General features: G+C 48.7%; 23 protein-coding genes. 10 read left to right on the forward strand and 13 right to left on the reverse strand.

Features of this window, described 5'->3' with window-relative positions:
• Positions 1-62 precede the first annotated feature (62 nt).
• A complete protein-coding gene (ychF, locus tag DQM29_RS10035; protein ID WP_111740566.1) occupies positions 63-1154 on the forward strand; it encodes a redox-regulated ATPase YchF in 1092 nt (363 codons plus the stop codon).
• A gap of 250 nt (positions 1155-1404) precedes the next feature.
• Here the strand turns inward: ychF and DQM29_RS10040 are convergent, their stop codons facing one another.
• The 3 genes from DQM29_RS10040 to DQM29_RS10050 are packed head-to-tail and all read right to left on the reverse strand — an operon-like array spanning position 1405 to position 4137.
• Positions 1405-1851: a cyclophilin-like fold protein gene (locus DQM29_RS10040; protein ID WP_232054895.1), complete on the reverse strand. Its 447-nt coding sequence runs from the start codon at positions 1849-1851 to the stop codon at positions 1405-1407.
• A 52-nt stretch (positions 1852-1903) separates the two neighbouring features.
• Positions 1904-2932 (reverse strand): alpha/beta hydrolase, encoded by a 1029-nt coding sequence (locus tag DQM29_RS10045; protein ID WP_111740567.1) that lies wholly within the window; start codon positions 2930-2932, stop codon positions 1904-1906.
• Positions 2933-2937: 5 nt separating this feature from the next.
• Positions 2938-4137 (reverse strand): MFS transporter, encoded by a 1200-nt coding sequence (locus DQM29_RS10050; protein WP_111740568.1) that lies wholly within the window; start codon positions 4135-4137, stop codon positions 2938-2940.
• Between the two features lie 211 nt (positions 4138-4348).
• Between DQM29_RS10050 and DQM29_RS10055 the strand changes: the two genes are divergently transcribed.
• Positions 4349-5284 (forward strand): LysR family transcriptional regulator, encoded by a 936-nt coding sequence (locus DQM29_RS10055; protein WP_111740569.1) that lies wholly within the window; start codon positions 4349-4351, stop codon positions 5282-5284.
• A 425-nt stretch (positions 5285-5709) separates the two neighbouring features.
• Complete coding sequence (locus DQM29_RS10060) at positions 5710-6030, forward strand: Dabb family protein (protein WP_111740570.1); 321 nt, start codon at positions 5710-5712, stop codon at positions 6028-6030.
• A 97-nt stretch (positions 6031-6127) separates the two neighbouring features.
• Here DQM29_RS10060 and DQM29_RS10065 read toward each other — a convergent pair whose 3' ends face one another.
• Together DQM29_RS10065 and DQM29_RS10070 are read right to left on the reverse strand one after the other, a co-directional pair.
• Positions 6128-6613, reverse strand: a complete 486-nt coding sequence (locus DQM29_RS10065) for a YehS family protein (protein ID WP_111740571.1) — start codon at positions 6611-6613, stop codon at positions 6128-6130.
• A 152-nt stretch (positions 6614-6765) separates the two neighbouring features.
• A complete protein-coding gene (locus DQM29_RS10070) occupies positions 6766-8112 on the reverse strand; it encodes an aminotransferase-like domain-containing protein (RefSeq protein WP_111740572.1) in 1347 nt (448 codons plus the stop codon).
• A gap of 89 nt (positions 8113-8201) precedes the next feature.
• On the opposite strand from DQM29_RS10070, the gene DQM29_RS10075 reads away from it, so the two are divergent.
• From DQM29_RS10075 to DQM29_RS10090, 4 genes are all read left to right on the forward strand, one after another.
• On the forward strand, positions 8202-9152 hold the full coding sequence (locus DQM29_RS10075; protein ID WP_111740573.1) for a threonine dehydratase: 951 nt from the start codon (positions 8202-8204) through the stop codon (positions 9150-9152).
• Between the two features lie 132 nt (positions 9153-9284).
• Positions 9285-9560, forward strand: a complete 276-nt coding sequence (locus tag DQM29_RS10080) for an autorepressor SdpR family transcription factor (protein WP_111740574.1) — start codon at positions 9285-9287, stop codon at positions 9558-9560.
• Positions 9547-10185 (forward strand): SdpI family protein, encoded by a 639-nt coding sequence (locus tag DQM29_RS10085; RefSeq protein ID WP_111740575.1) that lies wholly within the window; start codon positions 9547-9549, stop codon positions 10183-10185. Before DQM29_RS10080 ends, DQM29_RS10085 begins: the two co-directional genes overlap by 14 nt.
• Positions 10186-10272: 87 nt before the next feature.
• On the forward strand, positions 10273-10812 hold the full coding sequence (locus DQM29_RS10090) for a DUF2058 domain-containing protein (RefSeq protein ID WP_111742062.1): 540 nt from the start codon (positions 10273-10275) through the stop codon (positions 10810-10812).
• Positions 10813-11019: 207 nt separating this feature from the next.
• On the opposite strand, the gene DQM29_RS10095 is transcribed toward DQM29_RS10090, so the two are convergent.
• From DQM29_RS10095 to DQM29_RS10110, 4 genes are read right to left on the reverse strand one after another with little or no spacing between them, the layout of a single operon-like run.
• The gene (locus tag DQM29_RS10095; protein WP_172622643.1) at positions 11020-11520 is read right to left on the reverse strand and encodes a protein disulfide oxidoreductase; all 501 of its coding nucleotides are present in this window, start codon (positions 11518-11520) and stop codon (positions 11020-11022) included.
• Entirely contained in the window at positions 11517-12260 is a 744-nt protein-coding gene (locus tag DQM29_RS10100) for a DsbA family protein (RefSeq protein WP_111740577.1), read from the reverse strand. The genes DQM29_RS10095 and DQM29_RS10100 overlap by 4 nt, the downstream gene beginning before the upstream one ends.
• Before the next feature lie 4 nt (positions 12261-12264).
• Positions 12265-14289, reverse strand: coding sequence for a protein-disulfide reductase DsbD family protein (locus DQM29_RS10105; RefSeq protein WP_111740578.1), 2025 nt, complete (start codon positions 14287-14289; stop codon positions 12265-12267).
• Positions 14290-14341: 52 nt separating this feature from the next.
• Positions 14342-14710, reverse strand: a complete 369-nt coding sequence (locus DQM29_RS10110; protein WP_111740579.1) for a copper resistance protein — start codon at positions 14708-14710, stop codon at positions 14342-14344.
• A 978-nt stretch (positions 14711-15688) separates the two neighbouring features.
• Between DQM29_RS10110 and DQM29_RS18735 the strand changes: the two genes are divergently transcribed.
• Positions 15689-15862 carry an IS1 family transposase gene (locus DQM29_RS18735; protein WP_170126519.1) on the forward strand — a complete coding sequence of 58 codons (174 nt, stop codon included), beginning with the start codon at positions 15689-15691 and terminating at the stop codon, positions 15860-15862.
• Between the two features lie 137 nt (positions 15863-15999).
• Here the strand turns inward: DQM29_RS18735 and dbpA are convergent, their stop codons facing one another.
• From dbpA to focA, 3 genes are all read right to left on the reverse strand, one after another.
• Positions 16000-17373, reverse strand: coding sequence for an ATP-dependent RNA helicase DbpA (gene dbpA / locus DQM29_RS10120; protein ID WP_111740581.1), 1374 nt, complete (start codon positions 17371-17373; stop codon positions 16000-16002).
• Between the two features lie 192 nt (positions 17374-17565).
• A complete protein-coding gene (locus DQM29_RS10125) occupies positions 17566-20493 on the reverse strand; it encodes an autotransporter outer membrane beta-barrel domain-containing protein (protein WP_232054896.1) in 2928 nt (975 codons plus the stop codon).
• Between the two features lie 602 nt (positions 20494-21095).
• Positions 21096-21989, reverse strand: coding sequence for a formate transporter FocA (gene focA / locus DQM29_RS10130; protein ID WP_111740582.1), 894 nt, complete (start codon positions 21987-21989; stop codon positions 21096-21098).
• Between the two features lie 906 nt (positions 21990-22895).
• Here focA and DQM29_RS10135 point away from each other — a divergent pair.
• Positions 22896-25895 carry an autotransporter outer membrane beta-barrel domain-containing protein gene (locus DQM29_RS10135; protein ID WP_111740583.1) on the forward strand — a complete coding sequence of 1000 codons (3000 nt, stop codon included), beginning with the start codon at positions 22896-22898 and terminating at the stop codon, positions 25893-25895.
• Positions 25896-25961: 66 nt separating this feature from the next.
• The gene (locus tag DQM29_RS18740) at positions 25962-26117 is read left to right on the forward strand and encodes an IS1 family transposase (protein ID WP_170126520.1); all 156 of its coding nucleotides are present in this window, start codon (positions 25962-25964) and stop codon (positions 26115-26117) included.
• Between the two features lie 87 nt (positions 26118-26204).
• On the opposite strand, the gene DQM29_RS10145 is transcribed toward DQM29_RS18740, so the two are convergent.
• Positions 26205-26915, reverse strand: a complete 711-nt coding sequence (locus tag DQM29_RS10145) for a GNAT family N-acetyltransferase (protein WP_111740585.1) — start codon at positions 26913-26915, stop codon at positions 26205-26207.
• Positions 26916-26929: the final 14 nt, after the last annotated feature.

Raw genomic sequence — 26929 nt, forward strand, 5'->3', positions numbered from 1 at the left:
CGAACTCTCGCTCATAAAATTAATAACCAATTGATATTAAAAGATTTAAGGTGATATAAACTATGGGATTCAAATGTGGCATCGTCGGGCTGCCTAACGTGGGTAAATCCACCCTGTTTAACGCATTAACCAAAGCGGGTATTGAAGCGGCTAACTTTCCGTTCTGCACTATCGAACCGAATACCGGCGTTGTTCCCATGCCAGATCCCCGCCTCGACAAACTGGCTGAAATCGTCAAGCCGCAGCGCGTTCTGCCTACAACTATGGAGTTCGTCGATATTGCTGGGCTGGTAAAAGGCGCTTCTAAAGGGGAAGGTCTTGGCAATCAGTTTCTCACCAACATTCGCGAAACCGAAGCCATTGGCCACGTTGTTCGCTGCTTTGAAAACGACAATATTATTCACGTTTCCGGCAAGGTAAACCCGATAGAAGATATCGACGTCATCAACACTGAGCTGGCACTGTCGGATCTGGAAGCCTGTGAGCGCGCGATTCATCGCGTACAGAAGAAAGCCAAAGGTGGAGATAAAGACGCCAAGGCCGAACTGGCCGCGCTGGAAAAGTGCCTGCCCCACTTGGAAAACGCGGGTATGCTGCGCGCGCTAGACCTTTCTGACGAAGAAAAGTCCGCCATTCGCTACCTGAGCTTTTTAACCCTGAAGCCGACTATGTACATCGCTAACGTCAACGAAGACGGCTTTGAGAACAACCCCTATCTGGATCAGGTAAAAGCCATTGCAGAAAAAGAAGGCTCCGTCGTGGTCGCCGTTTGTGCCGCTGTCGAATCCGACATTGCTGAGCTGGAAGATGACGAACGCGATGAGTTTATGGCAGAAATGGGCCTGACCGAGCCGGGCCTGAACCGCGTGATCCGCGCCGGTTACAGCCTGCTTAACCTGCAAACCTATTTCACCGCCGGTGTAAAAGAAGTGCGCGCCTGGACTATCCCTGTCGGCGCAACCGCACCTCAGGCGGCCGGGAAAATCCACACCGACTTTGAGAAAGGCTTTATCCGCGCCCAAACCATCGCCTTTGACGACTTCATCACCTATAAGGGTGAACAAGGCGCTAAAGAAGCGGGCAAAATGCGCTCTGAAGGTAAAGACTACATTGTCAAAGACGGCGATGTGATGAACTTCTTGTTCAACGTGTAATTAGTTTTTATTGCCTCATGAGGTTTCATTAAATCTCGCTGCAATCATAAAAACCCATAAAACCCATGCAATTGCATGGGTTTTTTCATTATCTAACAGTCGGCTAAGAGCAAGTCGCGGATATGGTCATCTAGACACTGTTTGACCTGATATACCGCCATCAGCGGTGAAAATAAGTCTTTAAACTCTACCGTATTTAAAAGCGTCAAAATGATTTTTCGCGAATGGTGAAATATTCTACCGGTTTAAGCTATTCCACCATCGAGAAATTTACTGAGATGTTACTGTGCCCAACGGTATTTTGCAGCGTATCAGACGCAATTATCCTACCGATTGACGTATAGCTGTAGGATGTCTGAAATGTCTGGTAAAAAAGCACCAGGGTTTGGCGACCGTATAGCATGAGCTCCCCCTCGTGAATGGTTCCAGGGCCGATCGGACTAATGGGTAACGTACTGGATAAGTCAGCAAATTTCTCATTTCCGTTAAGCTCCTGCATGGTCAGAGTCAGTGGGAGCCGTTTAATAAGTGCCTTTGTTGTCGGATTATCCTCAAGCTCAACGTCATAACTCTGCTGATGGATGGTCATCTTGATTTTTATCGGGTTCTCCTTGCCTGGCTGGGGCAAGTTATTAGCATGAACTGGAAACACGCCATTTGCGATCAGGCAAAATGATAGAAATAGCCGTTTTTTCAATCTGACTCCCTCCCAAAAATGTGCCACACCTTTACGGGTGTGGCTTTTATCATTATTTCAGGCCGGCTTTGAAGAATGATGTCAGCTTCTCAAAAGGAATTAGGTCAGTACGATCGTACAGATCGACATGGCCTGCACCAGGAACAACATACAGCTCCTTCGGTTGACCTGCACGCCTGTAAGCATCTTCGCTAAATTCTTTCGAATGCGCCTGGTCGCCAGTAATAAACAGCATTGGGCTCGGTGAAATCGTCTCAATATCATTGAACGGATAGAAATTCATAAATTTGCCGATGCTGCTCAACATGGGTTTGGTTGTTAGCTCTTCTTTCTCGCCCTGCGGAGTGTAGCCGCCTCGAGCAGTGCGATAGAAATCAAAAAACTCTCGCTGAATGGCCGGTGTTGATTCATCTAGCTGATTAACGGTTCCCGGAATATAGGCCTTATCTGCGCCTTTAAATTCTGCAAACCGCTGTTCAATGGCCGATTTAATAAAGGCTTTGCGCTGCTCTGGCGTCTGGGAATGGTTCAGACCATTTCGGAAAGCAGAGCCCATGTCATACATGCTGACGGTGGCGATCGCTTTCATTCGTGGGTCAATTTTAGCCGCGTTGATCACAAAGCTGCCGCTGCCGCAGATCCCCAGCACGCCGATATTCTGGGGATCAATATAGGGCTGCGTGCTGAGATAATCGACCGCGGCACTGAAGTCGTCAGAATAAATTTCTGGTGAAATCAGATGTCCCGGCTTGCCTTCACTTTCCCCCCAAAAAGAGAGGTCAATCGCCAGAGTCACAAAGCCCTGTTCTGCCAGTTTTTGTGCATACAGATTAGAGCTTTGTTCTTTTACCGCCCCCATCGGGTGTCCGACAATAACGGCCGGATTTTTAGCATTCCGATTCAGCGTGTTCGGGATGAACAGATTGCCCGCGACGTTCATCTGATACTGATTTTTAAACGTCACCTTTTGCCATGTAACCTTATCGCTTTTATAAAAGTTGTCCGCGCCTTTTGACATGTCCGCCGCGGTGGCGGCGAATGAGCTGATTAACAGCCCCAGCGCCAGAGTCATATTCTTCATGAAGTTCATCCTCTCGTGTGCGTGATATGTTTACGCGATGTCAGAAATGCCAGTCCTGCTGCGGCAATCAGGAGCCCTCCGCTCAGGATAAAAGTGCTCTGCCAGCCGGTGTGGTCGAATGCGAGACCGCCGAGCGTGGAGCCCAGCGCGATGGATAGCTGTATCACCGCGACCATTAAGCCGCCGCCTGTCTCGGCGTCATCTGGCAGCGTGCGTGCCACCCATGTCCACCATCCGGTTGGCGCAGCGGTTGCCATCAATCCCCAGAACCCCAGCAGCAGTGCCACAGCCCAGACGTTGTGACCCAACAGTATCAACGTCCCGGCAATGGCGGCCATCAGCAAAGGGATAACAGTCAGCGTAGGATAAAAGCCCGCTTTCAAAAAAACGCTAATCACCAACGTCCCGATAAAGCCCGCTACGCCGATGGTCAGCAAAATGAGCGTTAACGTGTCGATCTCCACCTGTGTGACGGTTTCAAGGAACGGGCGTACGTAAGTGAATAACGAGAACTGCCCCATAAAGAACAGCCCACAGGCCAGCAGACCAATCACGACAAGCGGGCTGGAGAGAAGGTGAAAAAACGAGCCGCGAGCTCGTGGGCTTTTATCAGCCATCATCATGGGCAGGCTGAAACACTGCCAGATGAAGGCCGCTATCGCCACCGGGACCAGGCACAAGAAGGCTCCGCGCCAGCCAATCACCGCACCGAGATAGCTGCCAAGCGGTGCCGCCACGACGGTAGCAAGGGCGTTTCCGCCATTGAAGATGGCCAATGCACGAGGCACCAGATGCTGCGGCACCAGCCGAAGGGCAGTGGCGGCAGACATCGACCAGAACCCGCCAATCGCAATACCAATCAGGGCTCGGCCCGCCATATAGATCATGTAGTTGGAAGACAGAGCGACAATCATTGCCGATATAGCCATTAACGCCGTCATGCTCAGCAGCAGATATTTACGATTCAGATTTCCAGCCAGAGTGGAAAGAGACAGGCTAGTTAGCACCGCCAACGCCCCAGAAATGGCAATCCCCTGCCCGGCCAGCCCTTCACTCACCCCCAGATCGGCTGCAATGGGTGTCAGCAGGCTCACCGGCATAAATTCCGATGCGATAAGCACAAAGATGCATAGCGTCATCGCCAATACGCCGCTCCAGTAGGCGCGATCCTTATCACGTGCTGTTTCGCAGGTCAGTGTGGACATTATCTACTACCTCTGAATTTTGGCCCGGCTAAATTCAGGCAAGCCATGGCCAAGCGCTATTCACGGGAATAACGACAAAAAGTGCATGAATAAAACGCGTTGTTCACGATTATCTCTTGCTGAAAGTTTTACATGAGAAGTGTAGGCTGACTAGCTAATGAATACTTAATGGGCTTATAAGTCTGACTTATTAATTGGGGATTCCTGCCGGATGAAACGCAATCTGAACGATCTTTTCTATTTTGTCACCGTTGCTCGTGAAGGAAGTTTTACTCGCGCGGCGGCTCATCTTGGCGTGACGCAGCCCGCGCTTAGCCAGGCAATTTCTGCACTGGAAGAACGTATGCAAATTCGTCTCCTCATGCGAACCACCCGCAGTGTGTCGCCAACCGCTGCCGGAGAACGCTTGTTACAGGGCATCGGCAACCGCATTGATGAGATTGAAGCCGAGCTGGATATGCTCACGGAGTTGCGTGATAAACCCGCAGGTACGGTGCGGATCACCTGTGGGCCGGACGTTTTACGTACCACGCTGTTACCCAAACTGACGCCGCTTCTGCACGAGCATCCGGATATCCATATTGAGTTCGACGCCAACCACGGTTTTCGCGATATTGTTGCGGACCGTTTTGACGCCGGTGTTCGCCTGGGGGACACCATTGATAAAGACATGATAGCCATACCAATTGGCCCAGAATTACGTATGGCAGCCGTGGCTTCGCCAGATTATTTCTCGCATCATCCCATTCCGCAAACGCCGCATGAACTGACGCAGCACTGCTGTATTAATCAGCGCATGGTCAAATCCGGCGGGCTGTACGTCTGGGATTTTGATCAGAATGGTGGCGATTTAAACGTGCGCGTTAGCGGGCAGGTAACGTTTAACACTTCAGAACACATTGTTTATGCTGCGCTGGCGGGTTTGGGTATCGCTTTTCTACCTGAGGAAGAATTTGGTACTCATATGAAAGAAGGCCGCCTAATCCGTGTGCTTGAACCATGGTGTCAGCCCTTTCCTGGATACTATTTGTATTACCCCAGCCGCAAGCAAGTCTCTCCCGCATTCTCACTGGTGCTCGATGCCCTGCGCGTTCACCGGAAACGACAACCGGTAAACACGGCAACTTTAGAGGGCAGGAACAACTAACTCATCGCACATAATCAAACAGATAGAGCACTCACCATCATACTGCATAGAAATGGCTCCCCACTTACATCACCCTTGGTACGCTCCTGGGTAAAACATTAATCAATGCATTGATAAATAAAAGAAATATTACTACCTATTCGGATGAACAAGAGTTGGTTGGAGCTGTGATAACTAACCCCAGTTAACAGCATCAACCAAAGTGAGTATAGGCGTGAGTATGAAAATATATTTAAATAATAAAAATGTTAAATATCAATATAATAAATAGAAAATCACGATTCAACGTCTAAATAGTTTTACTGATTTCAGGGCATCTCACGATGCCTTGCGGATAACATATTGATTGTGCGAAATATAGAGCTTACTATCGTTTGCTACACGAGTGCCAAAACGGCGGTTTTTACTTCAAGGAAAGCAAGACTATGATGAAGCATATTGTTTTTTTGCAGTTTAAAGAGTCTTTAACCAAGCAAGATATCCAGCTCGTTTTCGATCGGTTAGGCGAACTACGCGAACCCATTCCGCAGATCAAATCCTATAAGTATGGCAAGTATGACAGTAACGAGGGTGCTAATCAGGGGTTTGATTACGGTTTTGAAATGGAGTTCGACAACGCCGCAGATCGTGACATCTATCTTCACCATCCCGTTCACGTTGCGCTGGCCGGCACTATTATCCCCCAGTTGAAAGACGGCCTCAATTCTCTGCTGGCTTTTGACTACGATCCCACTAAAGGATTGTAATAAATTGCTATATAGATATTAAAAAATATCCTCCGACATAGCCGGAGGATACTTTTTAACGGTGCCATAATTTTCTTACTTAAGCAGACCCGCAAAATTAATCCTGACGCACTGCTTTCGGCTTGCCCTTTATTCGCTGTGTTAAACCCTTGAGAAAATTACGCAGCAGCTGATCGCCGCACTCTCGGTAATTTTTATGATCTGGCTTGCGGAAAATTGCCGTTATCTCCGGTTTGGAAATGCGAAAATCCACGCTTTGATAGATTGCCAACATGTCATCTTCCCTCAGGGCAAAAGCGACTCTCAGCTTTTTCAACATCACATTGTTAGTCACCTTCTTTTCCAGCGGCGGCGGTGGTAAATCATCGTTTTTGCCACGACGGAAGAAGATCAGTCCGTTTAAAAAATGCGCCATCACTCGATCGATACAGGGCTTAAACTCCGGCTCATCCTCTTTTTTCAGCCAGAAAGCCATGTCACCGCGGGTGACTTCACATCCCCCCAGTTTAATAATTTCGACCATCTGAGCGTCGCTTAGCCCCAGCATATAGCGTACGCTGCGCAGCACGGCGTTATTCATCATAATATTTGTTATCCGTTATTTCGTATTCCCCACATGCGATTGGCTCGCGGGGTTTAAACCTGAGTAAGAGGCATAATAAAGAGGAGTATCGATATTCTCAATTGTTATCACTGCAGGGATTGATGCATTCTAACCCTAAGTCATAGCGGCGTTTAGTGAGCGCTTAATAATTTGGCTATGGCTTCCAAAGCAACCTTTAATTCAACCTGACTTTTAGCCGCCGTTAAACTGATTCGAATGGCATTTAGCGGAGCCGTTCTCACAGCGAAAACGTCTGCTGGCACAGCGTTAATCCCCGCCTGAGAACATAGAGCGACCAGTTCAGGCTTCTCGAAAGGAGCCGTAAGCCACACGTGTGGGCTTGCACAATCAATATCCAGCATGTATTTCCCCACAAGCTTACGAGCCAAACGCCACCGCTGTGCCACTTCTTTGCTCTGCCAGTTTAGCCTTTTCTCAGCCGTTCCATCCTCAATCCACTGATTCGCTATCGCTAGACTTAGTGAAGATACTGCCCAATGTGTTAGCTGAGCATCCGGATCTATCCTGCTTAATATGGGGACGGAGGCCGCGATATATCCTAGCCGTAGCCCCGCCGCCACTGTTTTAGAAAAACTGCTGATAAAAACGCTACGATCCGGCACTAAGACGCTCAGCGGTGGCTGTTCAATCAATCCGCCATATACATCATCTTCAATCATAATAATTTGATATTTATTGATAATATCAGCAATCTCGCTACACCGCCGAGGCCCCATAATCGCCCCTGTCGGGTTTTGCAGTGACGGCGTTAAAACAACGACCCTAGCACCCGTAGTTCTAATCATTCGATCAAACTCGTCCGGAATGATGCCCTGCTCATCCAGCATAATTCCGTGCAGCGGTAAATGCAGCTGACGCGCTGCTGATTTAATCCCTGGAGCAGTTAACTCTTCAACCAGAATAGGGTCTCCCGCCTGACAAAGAGAAAGCAATACCGTTAGCAGTCCCTGCTGGGCTCCTGCGCATAGCTTAATATTTTCAGGTAAATAGCTAACTTTACGTAGTTTAAGCCATTCGGTAGCCCGTATTTTTCCTAACTGAATGGCATCCGGCGTTAAATAATTCTGCACGCCGTGCCATCCGTCAGACGTCGTTAACGCTATTAGTGTTGAAGCCATATCCTGATTATCCCGATCGATAGCGGGAAGATTAGTTGAAAGATCGATGTGCTCTTTTAACGGCTGTGGATTCTTTATCAAGAATAGTGATGCCTCTTTGCTCCCTTGCAGCACATAGGTTCCACGCCCCACTTCACCGCTAACCAGATGACGGCGAGCAGCCTCCTTATAGGCTAGCATCGTCGTACTCGGATTTAGTCCCAGCCTCCAGGCCAGCTGTCGCTGTGGCGGCAAACGCTCCCCCACTTTGAGTTCACCTTTTTCAATCGCCTCGGCAATAGCTTCAACCAACAGAATATATTTGGGCTGATTCGTCTCTTTTAATATTGGGATCCACATTATTGCCTGCCATACAATATAATAATTTACCCATACAATATCGATTGCTACTCTCTGAATCAATGAATAACAGCTATGGGAGGTCGGCCATGTTCGATCTAGACGAGTTACGCACCGCTGCCAATAAAGTTCACCGCATTATGCAGGCTACACCACAGTACCCCTGGCCGTTACTGGGTAAACGTTTACACTGCGAGGTATGGGTTAAACATGAAAACCATACGCCAACCGGCGCTTTTAAAATAAGGGGTGGAATTACCTTTATTGACCGTCTATTAAAACAGCAGCCCAACCTTAACGGCATCATTACTGCAACACGAGGGAACCATGGGCAAAGTCAGGCGTTAGCGGCAACAAAAGCCGGGTTGCCTTGTTACATTGTTGTGCCAAAGGGTAACTCACCTGAAAAAAATGCCGCCATGCAGGCTCTAGGTGGCCAAATCATCGAACACGGCGCTGATTTTGATGAGGCCCGAGTTAAAGCCGCTGAAATAGCCAAACAAAAAGGCCTCTACTTTGTTCCCGCTTTCCACAAAGATATTATCCTCGGGGTTGCAACCTACGCACTGGAGCTTTTTGACGCTGTAGCAGAGCTAGACACCGTTTACGTACCAATCGGAATGGGTTCTGGCATCTGTGGCTTAATAAAAACCCGGGATCTGCTTGGAATAAAAACAAAAATCGTTGGCGTCGTCTCTAGCCATGCTGACGCCTTTGCCCAAAGTTTTGAACAGGGGAAGATTATTACGACGGAAAGCGCCAATACCATTGCCGATGGCCTTGCCTGTCGTATGCCGCTGGCTGAATCATTTGCCATGATTAAAGCCGGTGCAGAACGCATTGTGAGAGTCACGGATGATGAGATCTGTCACGCTATTCGCATTTACCATGAAGACACTCACAGCATGGCTGAAGGCGCTGGAGCAGCAGGTCTGGCAGCATTAATAAAAGAACGCGCGTTACAGAAAGACAAAAAAGTGGCCGTCATTCTGAGCGGAGCCAATATCGATCGCCAGCTCTATGCCAGTATTTTGCAGTAACAGCGCGTTCTATTGAGATATAGGATTTTTTCCATCACCCTACTGACTAGCCCTTGAAATAGCCTATTCTTTGTTTTATGGTGTTTTTATATTTAGATAATTATCTAAATATAAAAACACCACGAGGGTCTTATGAAAGACGTATGGAACGCCCTGTCCGATCCCGTTCGACGCAAAATTTTGCAGCTGCTTAAAGATGACAATTTGAATGCAGGTGATATTGCTACACATTTTACAATATCAAAGCCGTCAATTAGCCATCACTTAGATGTGTTAAAGCAGGCAAAGCTGGTTTCTTCGGAAAAGAAAGGACAACAGATTGAATATTCAATTAACACAACGGTATTTCAAGATGTACTTGGGTTTATAGCGGAGTTCTATAAGGAAGGTAAGCATGAAAAAAATTAACCTGTTAACAGTACTGATTCTGTTATCTTCACTCATTGTCGTCTTCCTTGTCACGACGCTGCCAGACAGGGTTCCAATACACCTTGATATGAACGGCGCCGTAGATCAATACAGCTCAAAGTGGTTTGTTCTATTGGGCTCATGCCTCGCCTCTATTGCGACGCTTTTGGTACAGATTTACCTGCGCAAAACACACAATAAAGCACCTGAAGCGTTACAGGGAATGATGTCAATTCTTCTGGTTGTTGCTTTAACCATTTGCTGGCTACCCTATGTTATTGCCACTGAATTTGGTCAGCAAAATTTACTGCTATATATAGGTGTTTTTTTAGGCGGTCTATTTATTGTCATGGGAAACTCGATGGGATTATTGAAAATCAATTCTGTTGTTGGGTTCAGAGTAAAGTGGACCATGACCGATGAAGAGATATGGCGAAAAACCCATCGCTTTGGTGGCTATGTCATGGTCATTGCCGGAATACTCATCCTGATCTCAGCATTGATGGCTTTCTTATTTTTTAGCCCAACGTTCTTATTCATCGCTATTTTGGTCATTACATTATCTATGGTGTTAACAACGACACGTCACTCATACGTACTGTATAAACAAAAGCATAAAATTTAGCGTATCTGGCACCACCACAGCGCGGTCGAAAATGAATACCGGAGTGAGTATAATCCCACAACTTATTCAATGAGCTTAGAAACAAAAATGACAAAACTCACCTTACAAGAGCAGATGCTAAAAGCGGGACTAGTAACCAGCAAAAAAATGGCCAAAGTCCAAAGAACGGCTAAAAAATCACGCGTTCAGGCTCGTGAGGCAAGAGAAGCCGTAGAGGAAAATAAAAAAGCACAGATCGAACGCGACAGGCAGCTAAGCGAGCAGCAAAAGCAGGTGGCGCTAACTAAAGAGTATAAGGCTCAGGTAAAACAGCTCATTGAAATGAACAGAATCGCTATTTCAAAAGGCGATATCGGCTTTAACTTCACAGATGGCAATTTAATTAAAAAAATTGCGGTGGATCAGTTGACTCAGGCTCAGCTTATCAATGGTCGTCTCGCCATTGCTCGCTTGAGTACTGATAGCAGTGGTGAAAGCGAATACGCGATTATTCCCGCCAGCGTAGCCAATAAAATTGCGCAGCGAGATGCGAACAGCATTGTGTTACATAGCGCACTGAGCCAAGAAGAGCAGGATGAAGACGATCCGTATGCTGACTTTAAAGTGCCTGACGACCTGATGTGGTAATGAGCTAATACAGCTAATAATAAAAAACGATGACGTTTGATCGGGGAAAAGCGATAGACGCCTATCATAATCTGCCCTCACTGCTGTTCAATTGCAGCGTGGACATATTAAATCGAAGCGTGAAGACATTATTCTTTTCTCTCCTGCTTTCCCTTTTATACTCCACGCCGTTATCAGTACGGCGTGGAGTTTTACTTTATGGCTCCACTACTGATTGCCCCACCACATTCTCGCCTTTATTCCCCAGTAGCTAGTCCACCCAGTGGTGCTTGAAACCACCTTTCCCTTATCTATAATCACAAAAGTTGGCGTCACGCCGATGCCCCATTCAGCAGAAAGTCTCCCCTGTTCATCGTTAACTACGGGAAAAGTGAGCGCTTTCGCGCTCATACCCTGTATAAGGCGCCGATCGTCACCGGAACGAATAGCAATGCTCAGCACGTTAACCCCTTCCCTGCTCAACTCGTCAACCGTCGGAGAGGTTAGCTTACAGATGCCGCACCAGGTTGCCCAAAAGTAGACCAGCAGCGGCTTTTCAGCACTGAGGGCGACAAACGATACGGTTTGACCGCTAGTCAGTGTCATCTCTGGAAGCGTTGCTATCGCCGGAGGCTCTGGCCTACGCCACTGATCCATTCCCCAGATCAATGCCGCCAGTACCATCATAAAAACGGCCAGCTCCTTGGCCCATTTCTTCCAGCGCATTATGACGACTTCCGTGAGAGTTTGGCTTCAACCAGCTGCTCCAAATCTTCATAGCCAATCGCTCCGGGGATCAGCTTTTCACCAATCAGGGTCGCGGGGGTTCCCTGTACGCCAAGCGCCTCCGCCAGAGTCAGACTGCTGCGCAATTCATCAGCCGCTTTTTCATCGATCCTCAATGCATCGTTGTCTGTTGACTTTAGCGCGTTGGCAATACTGCTTTCGCTGTGATATCCCTTTTTTGACATCAGGCGCTGATGCAGCGCACCAAAGCGTGAAGGGTTCTGCTTCCATAAGGTCAGCGCGTACTCAGAGGCAATGTGTGACGTTTCACCTTTAAACGGCAGGAGCTTAATGACTACAGCAACGTCTGGATATTTGTTAACGATTTTTTCCACAAGAGGATCAAACTGCTTGCAGTACGGACAGTTATAGTCGGTAAACAGTACCAGCGTCAGCTTAGGGTTTTTAGCGCCTATTCTCGGGCTAGCTGCGTCACTAAACAGCGCCTGACTGTGCTGTTTTATCGCTGTGCTGAGCTGGGCACTGGCTCGTTCAGCGCTTTGCTGCTGCCAGGCGGTGACCGCATCCTCCAAAATCTGTGGGTTATTGACTAACGTTTCGCGAATAAGGTCACGCACCTGATTTTGCTGTTCCTGTGTCAATGGCGCCGCCGTGACAATAAAGCTCATTGAGGCCAAAGCCATAAGGCTGATTTTCAAAAAGGTTGAGAGTGAAAAGTTCATTCTGTTATTCCTTCGCGTGAGAAAGCGTATTCAATAGGGTTTGGCGGTCCAGCAGTGGGGACAGTACTTCTCCGCTGGGTAATCCAGGGCCATAGATTTGGTTAAACGGCACGGCAACTGCACCGCGCTTTTGCAAAAACTCGTTGATTTCAGTGGAAGGCTTTGTCCAGTCTCCGCGCAGCGCCACAACGTCTGGCTGACTGAGAGCCTGCTGTACGTCATCGTGCAGCAGCACGTTGTACTTATTGGCTTTACAGGTCACACACCAGTCTGCTGTCACATCGATAAACAGGCGCTTATTTTCACGCAGCGCCTGTACAATCGCCTGTTCGCTCAGCGGCTGCCACGCCACTCTATCGGTCATGGGAGAACGCCAGCCGTTAGCCGTTAACGCTCCAGCAGTTAAAGCCACACCGACAGTCAATAGCAGTACAGCACTCCACGTTAACATCGCTCTACGTCCATAATGTGCACCGGTCAATGTCAACATAACCAATAACAGGGCTACGGCTAATCCCACCACGGCTACTGTACCGATATGCACAAGCAACAGACTAAGCAGCCACAGGCAGGAGGCTAGCATCATCACGCCTAATACAGTGCGCAGGCGGTTCATCCATCTCCCAGGCTTAGGAAGCAAACGGGCAATGGCTGGAAATGCGGCTATCAGCAGCCAGGGAAGACTCATTCCAATCCCTAGTGCGCTAAAGACCAACCATAAGTCGGTTAACGGAGCCGCTAGGGCAAATGCCAGCGCCGTGCCAAGAAACGGTGCAGAACAGGGCGTTGCCAGCAGTGTAGCAAATGCACCTTGCCAAAAATGACTACTGTTTCCCTGTCCTCCAGCCGTGGCCAATTGCGTGGTTGCTCGACTGCCTAAATGGATAGAGAAAAAGCCAAACAGGTTGGCGCTAAAGACTGCCGTCACCAGTGCCATTAAGCCGATAAACCACGGGCTCTGGAACTGAATCCCCCACCCTACAGCTTGCTGGCTTAGGCGCAGAGTGGTCATTAATCCAGCCAGAGCCCAAAATGAAACGAGGATACCGCTGGCAGATACCAGAAATTGTCGCCTCACTACAGCGCACGCACGGTTTTCCATCTGGAGTACTGAACCCAGCTTCATCGCCAATACCGGCAGAACGCAGGGCATCAGGTTCAAAATAAATCCACCCATCAAGGCGAACAGCAATGCACTACCCAGACCTAACGATGAAGTAGAGTTTGGTATTGCATGACTTACACTGACGGCAGCCTGCTGCGACAGATCACCATCGCTAATCACTAGACTGAGGAGCTGCCCATTCATATCAGGAGCGCTTCCCTCCCATCCATCAGTCACCTGTACCGTGGCCAGCAGGCGTGTACCATCAACCCGTATTTGAGGTTTAGAAAAATTCGCGCCTTCAGGCACATCAAAAAAGATTTCCGGCTTCTGCCACCCTTCGGCACGAAGGGCACTCAGGCGCAGTTCACCGCCGAGATAGCCAGCCTGTAGTTCACTAAACACACCCTCTTCCAGCGGCAGAGAGCCCATAGCGCGGCTAAAGGCGTGATCGAAATTCTGAGGTGCAGGTTCAGTGAGATCGATATCGAAAGGAAAATCAGTAAGTACGCAAACGTTGCTACAGGTGGAGAGTGTCAACGTTCCACTCAGATGCGACTCGTTCTTAGGCAGCCGTAACGTAAGAGGAAAGACAGTATCGCCCTGATAACCCTGAGTTGAAATACTGGCAACGTCAAAGCGCTGAGGCGTCGGCCATCCCCAGTTCAAATATTCGACAGGGGTTTGCCACTGAATGGCCGGAGCAATTCCACCTTCTCCGGGAGATCGCCAGTAGGTCTTCCACCCTTTTGCCAGTCGTACGTCCAACAGCAGGCGCACGGTACCGCTTTCAGCAGATTCAGCGCTGAGCTGGACTTGAGCATGGTCATTTTGCGTACTGGTTAACCAGCCGCTGTCGGCAGCCCACGATGCGGGCAGCCCTAGGCACAGGCTGAACGCCAACGCCCTGATAAATAGGTACATATAAGTTCTCCAAAAATGAAGTCTCTACATCATCAATGACGACAGTGAGCTCTTATTCTTGGAACGTACACAGCCTGAGATGAACCCGCAAACGAGGTAAAGAAACGGCGCGCGGAGGCGGGATAAATAGACGAAGCTGGCGAGGGGGCTCAAACAGTAAGGCAACAAACAGCAGCAGCGCAAAAAACAGATGTTCAGCTGCGATACCGCTCACTGCCAGCAGTGACTTAGCGCTGAGCTCACAGGGCGAGTTTTGCGCTTGGCTTTCACCATAATCACTGCCCTGCACAACAGCGGTCGTTTCTGTCTCGATATATTGACTCAGCATATGCAGACTGGCCATGCGCTGCGCCGTACAGGTAAGCACAGCCAGACAGGCCAATATTAAAAACCACTTTGCGATACGCTGCCGTTTAGCCATAAGTCGTTAAGAAATGATACCTTTTCATCATAGTCGCTCAATCTTACTCAGTAACACTGGATAAGCAACTTATTAATATTATCTTTACATTATAGGCAGAAAGGCGCGCAGCCTAAACACACCCCCTCTCGGCGAGAAAGCGCCTTCACGAAGCGATTGTCCACGCCAGCCCAAGCCGGCTGAGTGCGCTCTTCTGTTACGCTCTTAATGTGATAGGATCGTTTTCGCTGTAGCCAAATACCACACTACAGCGAACTCGCTAGCCAATGAGACAGCTTTAGCCGACAAGCCTATCAACAAAACCCAACTATTTTTTACTGCTTATATGAATACTGTACGGCCTTGCTCTGTCAAAATCACGACCGCACAGCCTTTTCATTCATTTTGCTTGAAAAAGCTTTTATCTTAACTGATATATTTATCTTAATTACTTAATAGAATATCAATCATTATTATTTTCAGAAAAAATAATAAAAAAATCCCTTACCTATCTATTTAAAGAGGGAGGTTTTTATAAAAACCCATTAAAAACCACTTATTAAATGAAAACAAAATAGGTATAGTTACGGTATAAATAGCGAAAAAAAACTTAAATGCAGTATTTAAAACCAAAGGAAAGAGACAAGAACAGAGATCTATTAACATTGGAAGAAACAGTTATTAAACGATCTTCTATTGAGTAAATTCATCACCTAAAAGCGCCAGGCCGCCTCAAAAAAACACCAACAACATTCATAGATTAACCGATCAACATAAAAAAACAATATCATGTTTTCATTGGCATTTTGTAACAACAAAGATAAAATTCAATTATATTTAACGATCAATAAAAATATTACAATAGTTAAAATCTATTAATAATGAATTTTCGATCTGTAAAAACAATTTTATTAAGTCTACTGAGTTAACTATAATCCAAAAATACTAACGATAAATAGACCATTATAATAAAGCGGCAACATGCTTCTGAGACCACTTATGTCTAGCTATAAAGTTCCGTTACCTAAATGTCCTCTCTGTGAAAGCCATCAAGGCGTTATCCGCTATGGATACAGCAAAACCAAAGCACAACGCTATCGCTGTATGGCGTGCCAAAAGTCTTTTCAATTAAAATATATTTACTCTAGGGAAAAACACGAAGCCTATTGCTAGCCTTAAAAAATAATAAATAAAATCCACACGTTATCGACAATAGGCTATATATAAAACTCACTCAATGAGTACACATCAATAAAGAATCGGAGGGATATACCTGAAGAACACAGCCCCTCCGTTTGCTACGTCAATATCTACTTCAGCAGTCTGACTTTTACCCCTTTGCCTTTAATTTTTCCCTGCTGTAACTGCTTCCACGCGTGGCGTGCGACCGACTGTTTTACCGCGACATACGCGTGCATGGGGTGAATGGCAATCTTACCGATGTCTGCCCCTTCTAGCCCCAAGTCACCGGTTAAGGCGCCCAGAATATCCCCCGGACGCATTTTGGCTTTCTTTCCACCGTCGATACACAAGGTTGCCATCTCGGCTTCCAGTGGAGTAATACGCAAACCGGACGGCGGCGTCAGCCATGTAAGCTTTAGATTAAGTGCCTCTTCCAGCACGTTGGCGCGCGGAGCCTCTTCCGGCGCACAGAGGCTAATAGCCAGCCCGCTTTCACCGGCGCGGGCGGTACGGCCAATGCGGTGAACGTGCACTTCAGGATCCCACGACAGCTCGTAGTTAATCACCATTTCCAGCGCTTTGATATCCAGCCCGCGTGCGGCAACGTCAGTCGCGACCAGCACCCGACTGCTGCCGTTGGCAAAGCGCACCAGCGCCTGATCGCGATCGCGCTGTTCCATATCACCGTGCAGCGCCAGTGCGCTCTGCCCGCAGTCGTTCAGGGCATCGCATACGGTCTGGCAGTCTTTCTTGGTATTGCAAAACACCACACAGGAAGCGGGCTGTTCGCGACTTAGCAGCTTCTGTAACAGATCGATCTTGCCGCTGCGGGAAACCTCATAAAACTGTTGTTCAACAGCAGGAAGCTCGTCCACGGCATCAATTTCAATCGTCAAAGGAGCGCGCTGAATACGGTGGCTAATCGCGGCAATGGCCTCCGGCCAAGTCGCAGAAAACAGCAGCGTCTGGCGATTTACCGGAGCGTGGGAAATCACCTCATCAATATCATCGGCAAAGCCCATATCAAGCATGCGATCGGCTTCGTCCAGAACTAGAGTTCGCAGAGCATCCAGACTGACAGTCGCCTTTTGCAGGTGATCCAACAGACGGCCTGGCGTGGCGACAATAACGTGTGGAGCGTGGCTCAGCGAGTCGCGCTGGGCATTAAACGGAACGCCGCCGCAAAGGGTCAGCACCTTGATGTTTGGCACATAGCGAGCCAGACGGCGCAGCTCGTTTGCCACCTGCTCGGCTAGTTCACGAGTTGGGCAGAGCACCAGCGCCTGAGTGTTGAACTGCCCGGCCTCAATATGCTGTAACAGCCCCAGCCCGAAAGCGGCGGTTTTCCCACTGCCGGTTTTCGCCTGCGCGCGGACGTCTTTCCCTGCGAGAATTGCCGGTAACGCTTCGGCCTGTACTGGGGTCATGGTCAGATAGCCCAGCTCGTTAAGATTAACAAGCTGTTTGGCAGGAAGCGCGTTAAGTTCAGCAAATGAAGTCACAGAGAAAATTCCAGATAATATAAAAAGGCTCGTAGGCCGCAATATTAGCCTATTGTCGTCTATTAACCTATTGCCATTGACCTATTTTCATTGCTCTCTCGCCATTGACTGACTGCACAATACTCAAAAGGTACACCATAAAAAAACCCGCCTTTCGGCGGGCTTTGCATGGCCATTTGCGCTTAGTCTGCGTTAAAAACTGTACTTTATACCCAGTATTGCCTGAGTATCGCTATAGCCTTTACTCCCCACCTGCTGACCCACGTTACCCCACAGGGTAAGTCCAGTAGACATTTGCCCTTCCACGCCCAGCTTCAGTTCGCCGATATTCTTAGTACCGCTGATACCGTTGTGCTGACCGTTCATGGTTACGCCAAAGTCTTTAGTATTGTGGAGCCAGTTAGCTTCAATAAAGGGTTCAAAGGCACGGTTTTTGCCCTTATCAATATCACTATGGCCGTTGGCGAACGCGCGAAGGCCTAAACGGGTCTGGATATTGCCGCTGCCGTCAAAGGAAACGCGGGTACGACCTTTGGAGTCGTCCTCTACGTGGTCTTTCGACCGCACGCCCATCCAGGTCACCTGCGCCTTTGGCTGCAAATAGAAGGCTGCACCGTCCGCCTGCCGTTCTGCCAGCTTGAAGGTATAGCCGGACTCAACAGACGCCGTCACACCGCGTGACTTATACTTTTCAGTGCTGAGTCTATCGCCGCTCACTTCGTTATCAAACCAGTTGTACAGCGCCCAAGCGTCAACGTAGCTGCCGGTTTTTTCTTGCGTATTCGCATACCAAGTGCCGTAAAGCCCCGCGCTGTAGCCTTCAACAGAGCCTCTGGAGCGATCCGGTGAATATTTAGCTTCCGTATTGCTGTGCTGATTGGCGTAGCCGACCATCGCCCCTAAGTGCCAGCGGTCAAGGCCGTCAGAACTCCACTGCGCCAGATCTCCACCCATCTGCATCACATAGCGGTTGCTCTGCGTTCTAAGCTGACCGCTACTGTCGCGAGAGCGATTGTGCCCGCCAACGTGACGCATCCACATGCTGGTGACGCGCTTTTCACCGGTCAGCACGTCGGTATACTGGGTTTCTCCCAGTCGATCGTGCAGGCGCATTAGGAACAGCGTGTTCGCCGCCATGTGGTTTGCCATATAGCTGCCGGACTCTGGTCGATACTTATTGATAGTCTCTGGCGTCACTGTCGGAGGTGGCGTAATGCCCGGGTCGACAGGTGGAGTCACCGGCGGCGTTACCGGCTCAAGCTCGCTAGTGAGGTACCAGTTGCTGCCTTTTTTCACGATGTCATATTCGTAAAGTCCGGCAACAATGCGCGTATTGTCCATCTTCTTGAACACTGCGTCTGACGCTCCGCCGACGGTCACAATCTCAATACCCTGCTGTGTCAGGGCTCCGCTTCCACCCACCTGATTAATCAGCACGCTGGTTGTGCCCGCTTCAGTATTCCCTTCTACGATCAGCCTGTCCGTTGGCGAAGCGTCATCGTGAAGCACAGTGTTAAGCACTAGCTGGCCGCCGTCACCGCGATAGTTCCCGGTAATGGTTAAAGTATCTCCGGCTGCGCCGTTGTCCATAGCGATACGTCCGTTGTTCTCAACGCTGCCGTAGACGCTGCGAGCCGCCGCGGCAGTGCCGGACTGATGGATAAGACTGGATGAGCCGTCAATAACCAGCTGTCTGGCGCGGTCTAGTGTCGATTCAAACAGGCTATCTGATAGGGTCAGCGACGCACCGTTGTTTAGGCGAACGCTGTCCCAGTTCGCTACGTTTGTCCCTTCTCGGCTGTTGCCAGCCAAAGAGGTATAGCCAACGAAGCTCAGACCGTTAGCCTCAAGCGTGTTATTTTCTGCGTCGGTTTGGACATACATAGGGTCGTGGCCGTTGGCCTTTACCAATCCGGTAATATCAATGCCCTGGTTGAGGATCAGCGTATCGCTGCCGCGCCCCATAATAATTTCACCGTCAATCAGCCCGCTGTTGGCGGTTAAAACGTCATCACCCCGATCGAGGCTGATCACACCGTAAACGCTACCGCCGTCAATACTCACGTACTCAACGCCCGTTCCTTTCCCTTGAATCGCAGTGCCGTTACGCACATCTAGGGTTCCCTTGATGCTGATGTCGCTGATATCCGTCGTCGAGTTATTTACGCGAATACCGATGGCGTCGCTCTGAATATTAGTCAGGCTGGCGTTAGCCCCTACGTTAACGAGAGTTCGAGTGCGATTCGCCAACTGCTGGTCAATAACGCTTTGTGACTCACCCAAGACGATCGCGCCTTTGCTGCCCAGCTTGGTATTCACGTTCAAAATAACGTTCTTACCGCTGTCAACAACGGTCGTTCCGCTAGATGTCAGTGCGGCATCTTCATTGATGCTCACGTCCATACCGCCAGCGCCAAAGGAAGACATGTCCAGATCGCCGAAAGAAACCAGCGACGTGCCGTGCATCATTATCGATGTAGATGAATTCGACAGGTTCTCTATTGTCGTTTTGCCACGGAAAAACAGCTGAGAGTTTGTGCCAGAACCGGTCATGCCCGTCACAATGATGGCACCTCTTAGAGAGGGATCAAGAATTCTGAATATCGATTCCCCTTTTACCTCAACGGTACCGTTAAGCGCGGAGATAAACGAGTTATCGACTCGCCCCAGCATGGTCAGATTTTTTTCAATCGTGAGTGTACCGGGTGAGGACAGCAGAATACCGTAGTTTTGGCTAGGCGTACTGCCGTTAAGATTCACGTTCAGATCGCCGGCAAAGTTAAGCGTCCCGCCGTTTGTCAGGGAAATCGCCTTGCCGTTACTTCCGCTGTTACTGGTAATATTGACGCTGTCTGCTGAAAAAGACAGGCTAGTTCCGCTACCCGCAACACTCACCTGTGTAGCATCGGTAGTGCCCAGCGTGGCGTTTTCAACATAGCTGACATCAGTTGTACATTGACTGTTTGCTGTCGCTGCGATGGCGCTCGTTACGCCCCCCGGACCTCCAGTCTTAGTCGTACAGGCAGCCCAGCTTTGTGCGCTGACGCCAAAGGCTCCAATAAGCACTGCGGCAATTGAGTTGAGATAGAAACGTTTTCCATTACGGCGCGAGATGTCCATACTTCCTCCATGCATGAGTGGAACACTCATTAATATCCATTCTTTTAGCTTAAAAAAAACTTTTCACTATATACCTATGCATAATACAGCAACAAAATAAAAAACGAATCAAAAATAAACAAACACACAATAAATATAACTAAAATAAATATAATTCATTGTTTTAATTGTCATTTAATTAATAAAATAAAATTCATGTAATTCAATGAATTAATGAAACCCACTGAAATTTCAAAAAATTTTAATTTCAAAAAAATATTAAATAGCTTCAATTTGAATTAAATTATGGTGTTTTTATTATATTAGAATCGCTATATTAGATAGTTTCATAGGGAGTTCTAACTAACGGGAGGGAAACACCGTGAAAAAAATACTGGCTGTATCACTTTTACTGTTACTAACAGCATGCTCCAGCACGACGGCCACTGGCGTAGGAGCATCTGGCGGAACGTCCGGCGTAAGTATTGGTGTCGGCGGAGGGATAGGATTTTAACTCTTGAAACGCAAATCAGAGTGAAGCCCATGTTAATCGATAGAGCGTCGTTTTTATTCGATCTTTAAAGTAAGAAACCCTGATTTACTCAGGGTTTCTTGTTAAATACTTATTCTTCATGCAGCGCCAGCTTTGGCCTAGCCTGCCCTGTTTGGCGCTTCCTTAAATACATAAACCAAAAAGGCAGCCCCACCATCATCCCACCGATAATATTTCCAATCGTCACCGGCAGCAGATTTTTCAACAGAAAGCTTTCCACCGTCAGTTCCGCAAATTTCTCGGGGCCAAGATTAACCGCAAGCCAGAATTCTGGTGCTGCAAAATTTTTGATGACAATCCCCATGGGAATCATAAACATATTGGCAATACTGTGCTCAAAGCCGCTGGCAACGAACATACCAATAGGGAAAATGAGAATAAACATTTTATCCATGAGACTTTTGCCTGCATAGTTCATCCAAACGGCCAGACAGACCATAACGTTAGCCATGATCCCTAAAAAAACCGCCTCAATGAATCCGTGCTCAACCTTGTGCAGCGCTGTATTCAGCACGTTTAACCCCCACTGCCCGTTCGCCGCTGTGTGCTGACCGGCAAACCACATGATGGCCACCAGCGACAGCGCGCCGACGAAGTTCCCGACATAAACATTAATCCAGTTTGCAGCCATACTGCTTAGGTTAATCTTTCCACCGGCTCTTGCCACACAGGTCAAAATGGTTGAAGTAAACAGATCGACGCCGCAGGCAACGACCAGCATTAACCCTAAAGAAAAGCAGGCGCCACCGAGAAACTTTGACCAGCCAAAGGGAACGTCGGCCGTTCCCGTCGTCACTGTAATATAGAAAACAAAAGCAATGGAGATAAACGCTCCCGCCAGCAGGGCAGAAACATAGACGTGCGCCAAGGGCTTATTGGTTTTATAAACCCCGACGTCTTCTGCAACCTTAGCCATCTCAGGCGCCGACAGGCACCCTAGGCCTCTGCTATCGCTACTGTTCATACTGTGCTCTCTTAGTTTCAACAGCTACGTGACCTACAGAAGAAGCCACCAAAACAACATAGAATGCGCAGTCCATCCGCATGTCGTAGCCGTATATGTTGAATACATAGGTGAAGCCGCCGCCACAGACCGAATCCGTCAGTCCGCCCGGCGTCTATAAAAAGAAAAGCACGTTCCATGCCAAATCGCAGGAGAAATTAACTTGATGAAAAACAGTAAAAAGGACTTTCGTCAGTTTGCTATTCCTATTTTTTCAACATAAGTGTCGAACCTACTTTCGTCACTTATGCTGAAAAAATAGCTCGAATAAAGACACCCCTTAATCAAACAGACACTGTTAGAAAATAGCCTCTATTTATCCCTGAGACATTCCTTTTACCACACCGATTTTTTCATTGAAAAATTCCACCGATTTTAAATAAGGATTGGCAAAAAATTCCGAATAGAAAAAATTAAGAAACAGCCACCTTAATTATAGATGTCTCTAATATGATGTCATACCTATAAGATAAGCACACATTAAATACTTCCATTTGTTTAATTAACAAACGTTATATTTTCAAAATTCAACATTTTTTAATGAAATTATTCATTTAAAAATCATCGTCCTGAGTGAAATTATTTCATTTATAAAAAATCAAATTTATAGATCGGCATACACCAATAAAACAGAATTTAATTCTGTAAATTAAATTTTATTAAATCAATGATTCATTTGCATAGTATTTACGATCATAAATATTGACTTAAGCCAGTGGAGTGGCAAAATTAACCAAAATTTCATTTTTATATTTTTCTATTTTTCCGTAGGAAAAATCACAGTATAAATATCCAAACTAATAAAATAATGAAAATAACAACAACCCTTTTGTTATTTTCTCCTCCCAAAGTAAAGGACTTTACAGCATGATTAAAAAAGAATTTTATCGTGAGCAGCGTGCTCTAGCGGTAAAAGAGAAATATCCCATATTCTCTATATCGACTAAACATTTACTCAGTAAGCTTTTGCCTGTTTCTCTACTTATGCTGTCTGCCCCGGCGTTTTCAGCGGACTGTTCACCCGATGCGACGGGCTATGTCAGAATTCATGCTGACAGCTGTACAGTCATTACCTCTGATGCTAATGGGTATCAGAATGCGACCGGAAGATATCCAAACCCACGCGTTTGGTTAAGTGGACAGACGATTGACACCACTATCGACGGTAATTTTTCCGTCACCTTTGATACAGCAATTACCTTTGACGGCCTCCGCGTTTACGGCGTAAGCGTCAGCGACGTTCAGGCCGGAGAAGCCTCACGCCCTAAACTCATTACGAAAGACGTCTATTTTAAAGCCTCGGTAAGCGGCGATACGGCAGGAATCATCGGCAGTGCCGCCTATAGCGGTGGCTATATTAAGGGTGAAAATCACACCTATGATCTGTCGCTATCGACAACAGTATTAAACGGCGGCAATACGCCGCTATATGGCATTGTGGCTGGCAGCTCTGTGCCCTCAGGGGAAACGGACGCCGCCTATAACGGCATCTATTCCACCGTCGAGCTAGAGAATCTGACACTAAATCAGAATATACCCACTACAGGAGTTATTCCCCCGCTTAACACGGGCTTAAGAGCTATTCAGGGAGCCTATCAGAATTCTAATAACGGCTCGTCAGGCAGGATTGTTATTAATAACAAACTGGACATGAATCTTGCAGGCAAGCGGGTTGAGGGTATTTACATTTCTGGATCTGCCGTCGATGGAAGCGGTAAAGAAGCCACCAGCATTGTCGAACTCAACCACAGCGATATCGTGCTGTCGGGTACAACGTTAGCCTATGACAGCAGCGCCATCAAAATCGGCAAGTCGCGCTCCGTCGGCAGCGGCAAAGGAACGCTGATTTCCAAAGGGATAATGCGCATTGATGCCTCATCGCCCGCTAAGAGCGCCATTAAAATGGCCGTTTCTGGCTCAATTCTTGATGCATCCGCCGCTACAGCACAGACCGTTGTTCGCGCCAACAATACCGTGCTGAGAGTGGGCTTTGAAGACTGGGGCTCGTCCGTCAGCTCCGATGCCATTTCCGCCAGCTTCAATAACGCCACCTTTAGAACCGACTCAGACACGGCCTCGTTGATTCTGGTCGACAAAAACCAACGACAGGTCGAGCTGGACTTTACGGGAAATACCGTTTACAGCGCAACAGACTTTAACGTCTCTGGCGACACGGAAAATAACCTGCTGGCAGCGACAAACGGCTGGCTGGTTGATGTCAAAACGGGCAGTTCCGTCAATATGAATATTGCTGACGGCAAAATGAAAGGTATGACCAGCATCGAGGGCAGCGGTCAGCTTAACGTGTCGCTCAACAGCGGTGCGTCGTGGGAGCTTTCTGAAAAAGGTAGTGATACCACCACCACCCTCACCTCTTTAAGCCTGAGCGACTCAACGCTGGTTGCCCATAAAACGGCGTCAACTGCCCCCGCGGCTTACACTCTGGTCGGCGACGTCAGCAACCAACGTTCCACTATTACGCTCTCTAACGGAACGGCCGGAGACACATTCACCATCAACGGTAACTATAGCGGCAGTGCCGCTCTTGCTGATGCAGGGCGTATTGCTCTTGATACTGAACTGGGTGACGACGGCTCATTGAGCGATCGACTGATTATTAACGGCCTGGCAGACGGCTACACCAAAATCAGTATCAACAACGTTGGTGGCCTCGGAGACAAAGCGCTGGAAGGCATTGAAGTCGTCACTACTCAGGGCACTACCGCTGATGCGTTTTCTCAGGAAGGTCGCGTCGTCGCGGGGAGCTATGACTACTCGCTGGTCAACAAAGGCACTAACTGGTACCTGACCAGCCAATTTATCGATCCGACCGTTCCCACCGATCCCGATCCAGATCCGGGTACCGACCCTGACCCTGAGCCGGGTGAAAGCATTCGCGTTCTGCGCCCTGAAATCGGCAGCTATCTTGCCAACGCGGCAGCGGGCAACACCCTGTTTACCACCCGACTGCATGACCGCTTGGGGGAAACCCAGTATACCGACGCATTGACCGGCGAGAAGCTTGTTACCAGCATGTGGATGCGCAACGAAGGCGGACGTAACAGCTTCCGCGATGGCTCTGGTCAGCTAAAAACGACCGGTAACCGCTATGTGGTACAAATTGGCGGCGATCTGGCTCAGTGGAGCACTGACGGCCTTAACCGCTGGCACCTTGGCGCCATGGCGGGCTATGCCAACGCCGAGAGTAAAACTCACTCTCGCCTGAAGGGGCACGAGTCTAAAAGCAAGATTGACGGCTACAGCGCAGGCCTCTACGGCACCTGGTACGCCAACGCGCAGGACAAGAGCGGCGCCTACGTCGACAGCTGGGTGCTGTACAACTGGTTTGACAACGAAGTCAAAGGCGACGACCTGAAGGCAGACAACTATAAGTCTCGCGGCGTCACGGCCTCTCTGGAAACGGGTTACAGCTTCAGGCTCGGCGGCAGTGAAAATGCCAGCTACTGGCTGTCACCGCGAGCGCAGGCTGTCTGGATGGGCGTAGGCTCTGACAGCCACCGCGATGCCTACGGTACCCGCGTTCAGGACGGTGAAAGTAACAACCTGCTGACTCGCTTGGGCCTTAAGGCTTACGCCAGCGGCCGTGCGGATACCGACAGCGATAAGCAGCGCACTTTCCAGCCGTTTGTTGAAGTGAACTGGCTTCACTACATGAAAGACGTGTCGGTGAAGCTGGCTAACGACAGGCACTATCAGGACGGTGCGAAAAACATCGGCGAAGTGAAGCTGGGCGTTGAGGGGCAGCTGACTTCAAAACTGAACGTCTGGGGCAACGTGGCGCAGCAGGTGGGCGACAGCGGCTACCACGACTCGCAGGCGATGCTGGGCGTGAAGTACAGCTTCTGATAGCAAAGACGCGCGGCGGCTCGATATGTGAATCCGGGCTGCCGCGTTTTAAACGGAAAGTTGATAGTGATAATAAGGAAAAGACCAAAGTGCCCGTTTTGCAGCAGTGCCGCACACGTCAAAAAATTCGGCAAAAGCCGCAGCGGCCTTCAGCGATACCGGTGCAATAGCTGTGAGAAAACGTTTCAGGACAAGTATATCTACGACGCCTACAAACGATAATCGCTCACCTTTTCGTATGCTCATTCAGCAGCGCCGCACAGGCGGCGCTATTATCTATACCGTATGCCACTATCTTATTGCTATCTATTACGACTGGCGAAAAAAAGACAGAGGGTGACGCTGATGTGATTTCTCGTCAAAGTTGTCTTCCGCTAGCCAGCGCGTTAGCGCCTTTTTGTTTTCCGGCCACTCTTTATCCAACAGCGAAAGCCACGTCGTATCCCGCGTGCGCCCTTTATAAACGACCGCCTGGCGGAAAATGCCTTCAAACGTAAAGCCGAGTCGTTCAGCGGCGCGTCGAGACGGCGCGTTCAGGCTGTCACACTTCCACTCATAGCGGCGGTAGCCTAGCGTGTCAAAAACGTATTCCATTAGCAGATATTGTGCTTCTGTTGCCACTCTAGAACCTTTTAAACTCGGCGAATAGGCAACGTGTCCGACTTCGACGCTGCCGCTGGCCGGTGTCACGCGCATTAGGGCAAAGCTTCCTACCGGCTGCCCGGTTGCATTGTCAATAATCGCGTAGTGGAGCGGATCTTCGCTTTTTTCTATCAGGCGAGCGTAGTCAATGTAGTCCTGCTCTTTCATAAAAGGGCCAACGGGCATCCACGTCCAGTCCCTTCCGTCCGGCGCTTGAGAATAGGCTTTAAACAGCCCAGAAGCGTGCGCCTCTGCGCTATAGGGAATCAGCGTGCAATAGCGTCCAGTCAGCGTAACGCGAGCCGGTTTTGGCGGCGTGACCCAGTTATCTAGCGCATCGCCGATAGGTTGCCCATACTCATTCGTTCGTTGTGTCATAACTCCCTCCTGAT

The sequence above is a fragment of the Leminorella richardii genome (assembly GCF_900478135.1).
GTDB lineage: Bacteria > Pseudomonadota > Gammaproteobacteria > Enterobacterales > Enterobacteriaceae > Leminorella > Leminorella richardii.

What these genes read in the sequence shown, in the direction of transcription:
- DQM29_RS10075 (WP_111740573.1), top strand. Translation starts at nt 8,202, where the DNA reads ATGTTCGATCTAGACGAGTTACGCACCGCTGCCAATAAAGTTCACCGC.
- DQM29_RS10105 (WP_111740578.1), bottom strand. Translation starts at nt 14,289, where the DNA reads ATGTACCTATTTATCAGGGCGTTGGCGTTCAGCCTGTGCCTAGGGCTG.
- DQM29_RS10045 (WP_111740567.1), bottom strand. Translation starts at nt 2,932, where the DNA reads ATGAAGAATATGACTCTGGCGCTGGGGCTGTTAATCAGCTCATTCGCC.
- focA (WP_111740582.1), bottom strand. Translation starts at nt 21,989, where the DNA reads ATGAACAGTAGCGATAGCAGAGGCCTAGGGTGCCTGTCGGCGCCTGAG.
- DQM29_RS10050 (WP_111740568.1), bottom strand. Translation starts at nt 4,137, where the DNA reads ATGTCCACACTGACCTGCGAAACAGCACGTGATAAGGATCGCGCCTAC.
- ychF (WP_111740566.1), top strand. Translation starts at nt 63, where the DNA reads ATGGGATTCAAATGTGGCATCGTCGGGCTGCCTAACGTGGGTAAATCC.
- DQM29_RS10110 (WP_111740579.1), bottom strand. Translation starts at nt 14,710, where the DNA reads ATGGCTAAACGGCAGCGTATCGCAAAGTGGTTTTTAATATTGGCCTGT.
- DQM29_RS10070 (WP_111740572.1), bottom strand. Translation starts at nt 8,112, where the DNA reads ATGTGGATCCCAATATTAAAAGAGACGAATCAGCCCAAATATATTCTG.
- DQM29_RS10090 (WP_111742062.1), top strand. Translation starts at nt 10,273, where the DNA reads ATGACAAAACTCACCTTACAAGAGCAGATGCTAAAAGCGGGACTAGTA.
- DQM29_RS18735 (WP_170126519.1), top strand. Translation starts at nt 15,689, where the DNA reads ATGTCTAGCTATAAAGTTCCGTTACCTAAATGTCCTCTCTGTGAAAGC.
- DQM29_RS10085 (WP_111740575.1), top strand. Translation starts at nt 9,547, where the DNA reads ATGAAAAAAATTAACCTGTTAACAGTACTGATTCTGTTATCTTCACTC.
- DQM29_RS10060 (WP_111740570.1), top strand. Translation starts at nt 5,710, where the DNA reads ATGATGAAGCATATTGTTTTTTTGCAGTTTAAAGAGTCTTTAACCAAG.
- DQM29_RS10100 (WP_111740577.1), bottom strand. Translation starts at nt 12,260, where the DNA reads ATGAACTTTTCACTCTCAACCTTTTTGAAAATCAGCCTTATGGCTTTG.
- DQM29_RS10055 (WP_111740569.1), top strand. Translation starts at nt 4,349, where the DNA reads ATGAAACGCAATCTGAACGATCTTTTCTATTTTGTCACCGTTGCTCGT.
- DQM29_RS10135 (WP_111740583.1), top strand. Translation starts at nt 22,896, where the DNA reads ATGATTAAAAAAGAATTTTATCGTGAGCAGCGTGCTCTAGCGGTAAAA.
- DQM29_RS10145 (WP_111740585.1), bottom strand. Translation starts at nt 26,915, where the DNA reads ATGACACAACGAACGAATGAGTATGGGCAACCTATCGGCGATGCGCTA.
- DQM29_RS10080 (WP_111740574.1), top strand. Translation starts at nt 9,285, where the DNA reads ATGAAAGACGTATGGAACGCCCTGTCCGATCCCGTTCGACGCAAAATT.
- DQM29_RS10065 (WP_111740571.1), bottom strand. Translation starts at nt 6,613, where the DNA reads ATGATGAATAACGCCGTGCTGCGCAGCGTACGCTATATGCTGGGGCTA.
- DQM29_RS10125 (WP_232054896.1), bottom strand. Translation starts at nt 20,493, where the DNA reads ATGGACATCTCGCGCCGTAATGGAAAACGTTTCTATCTCAACTCAATT.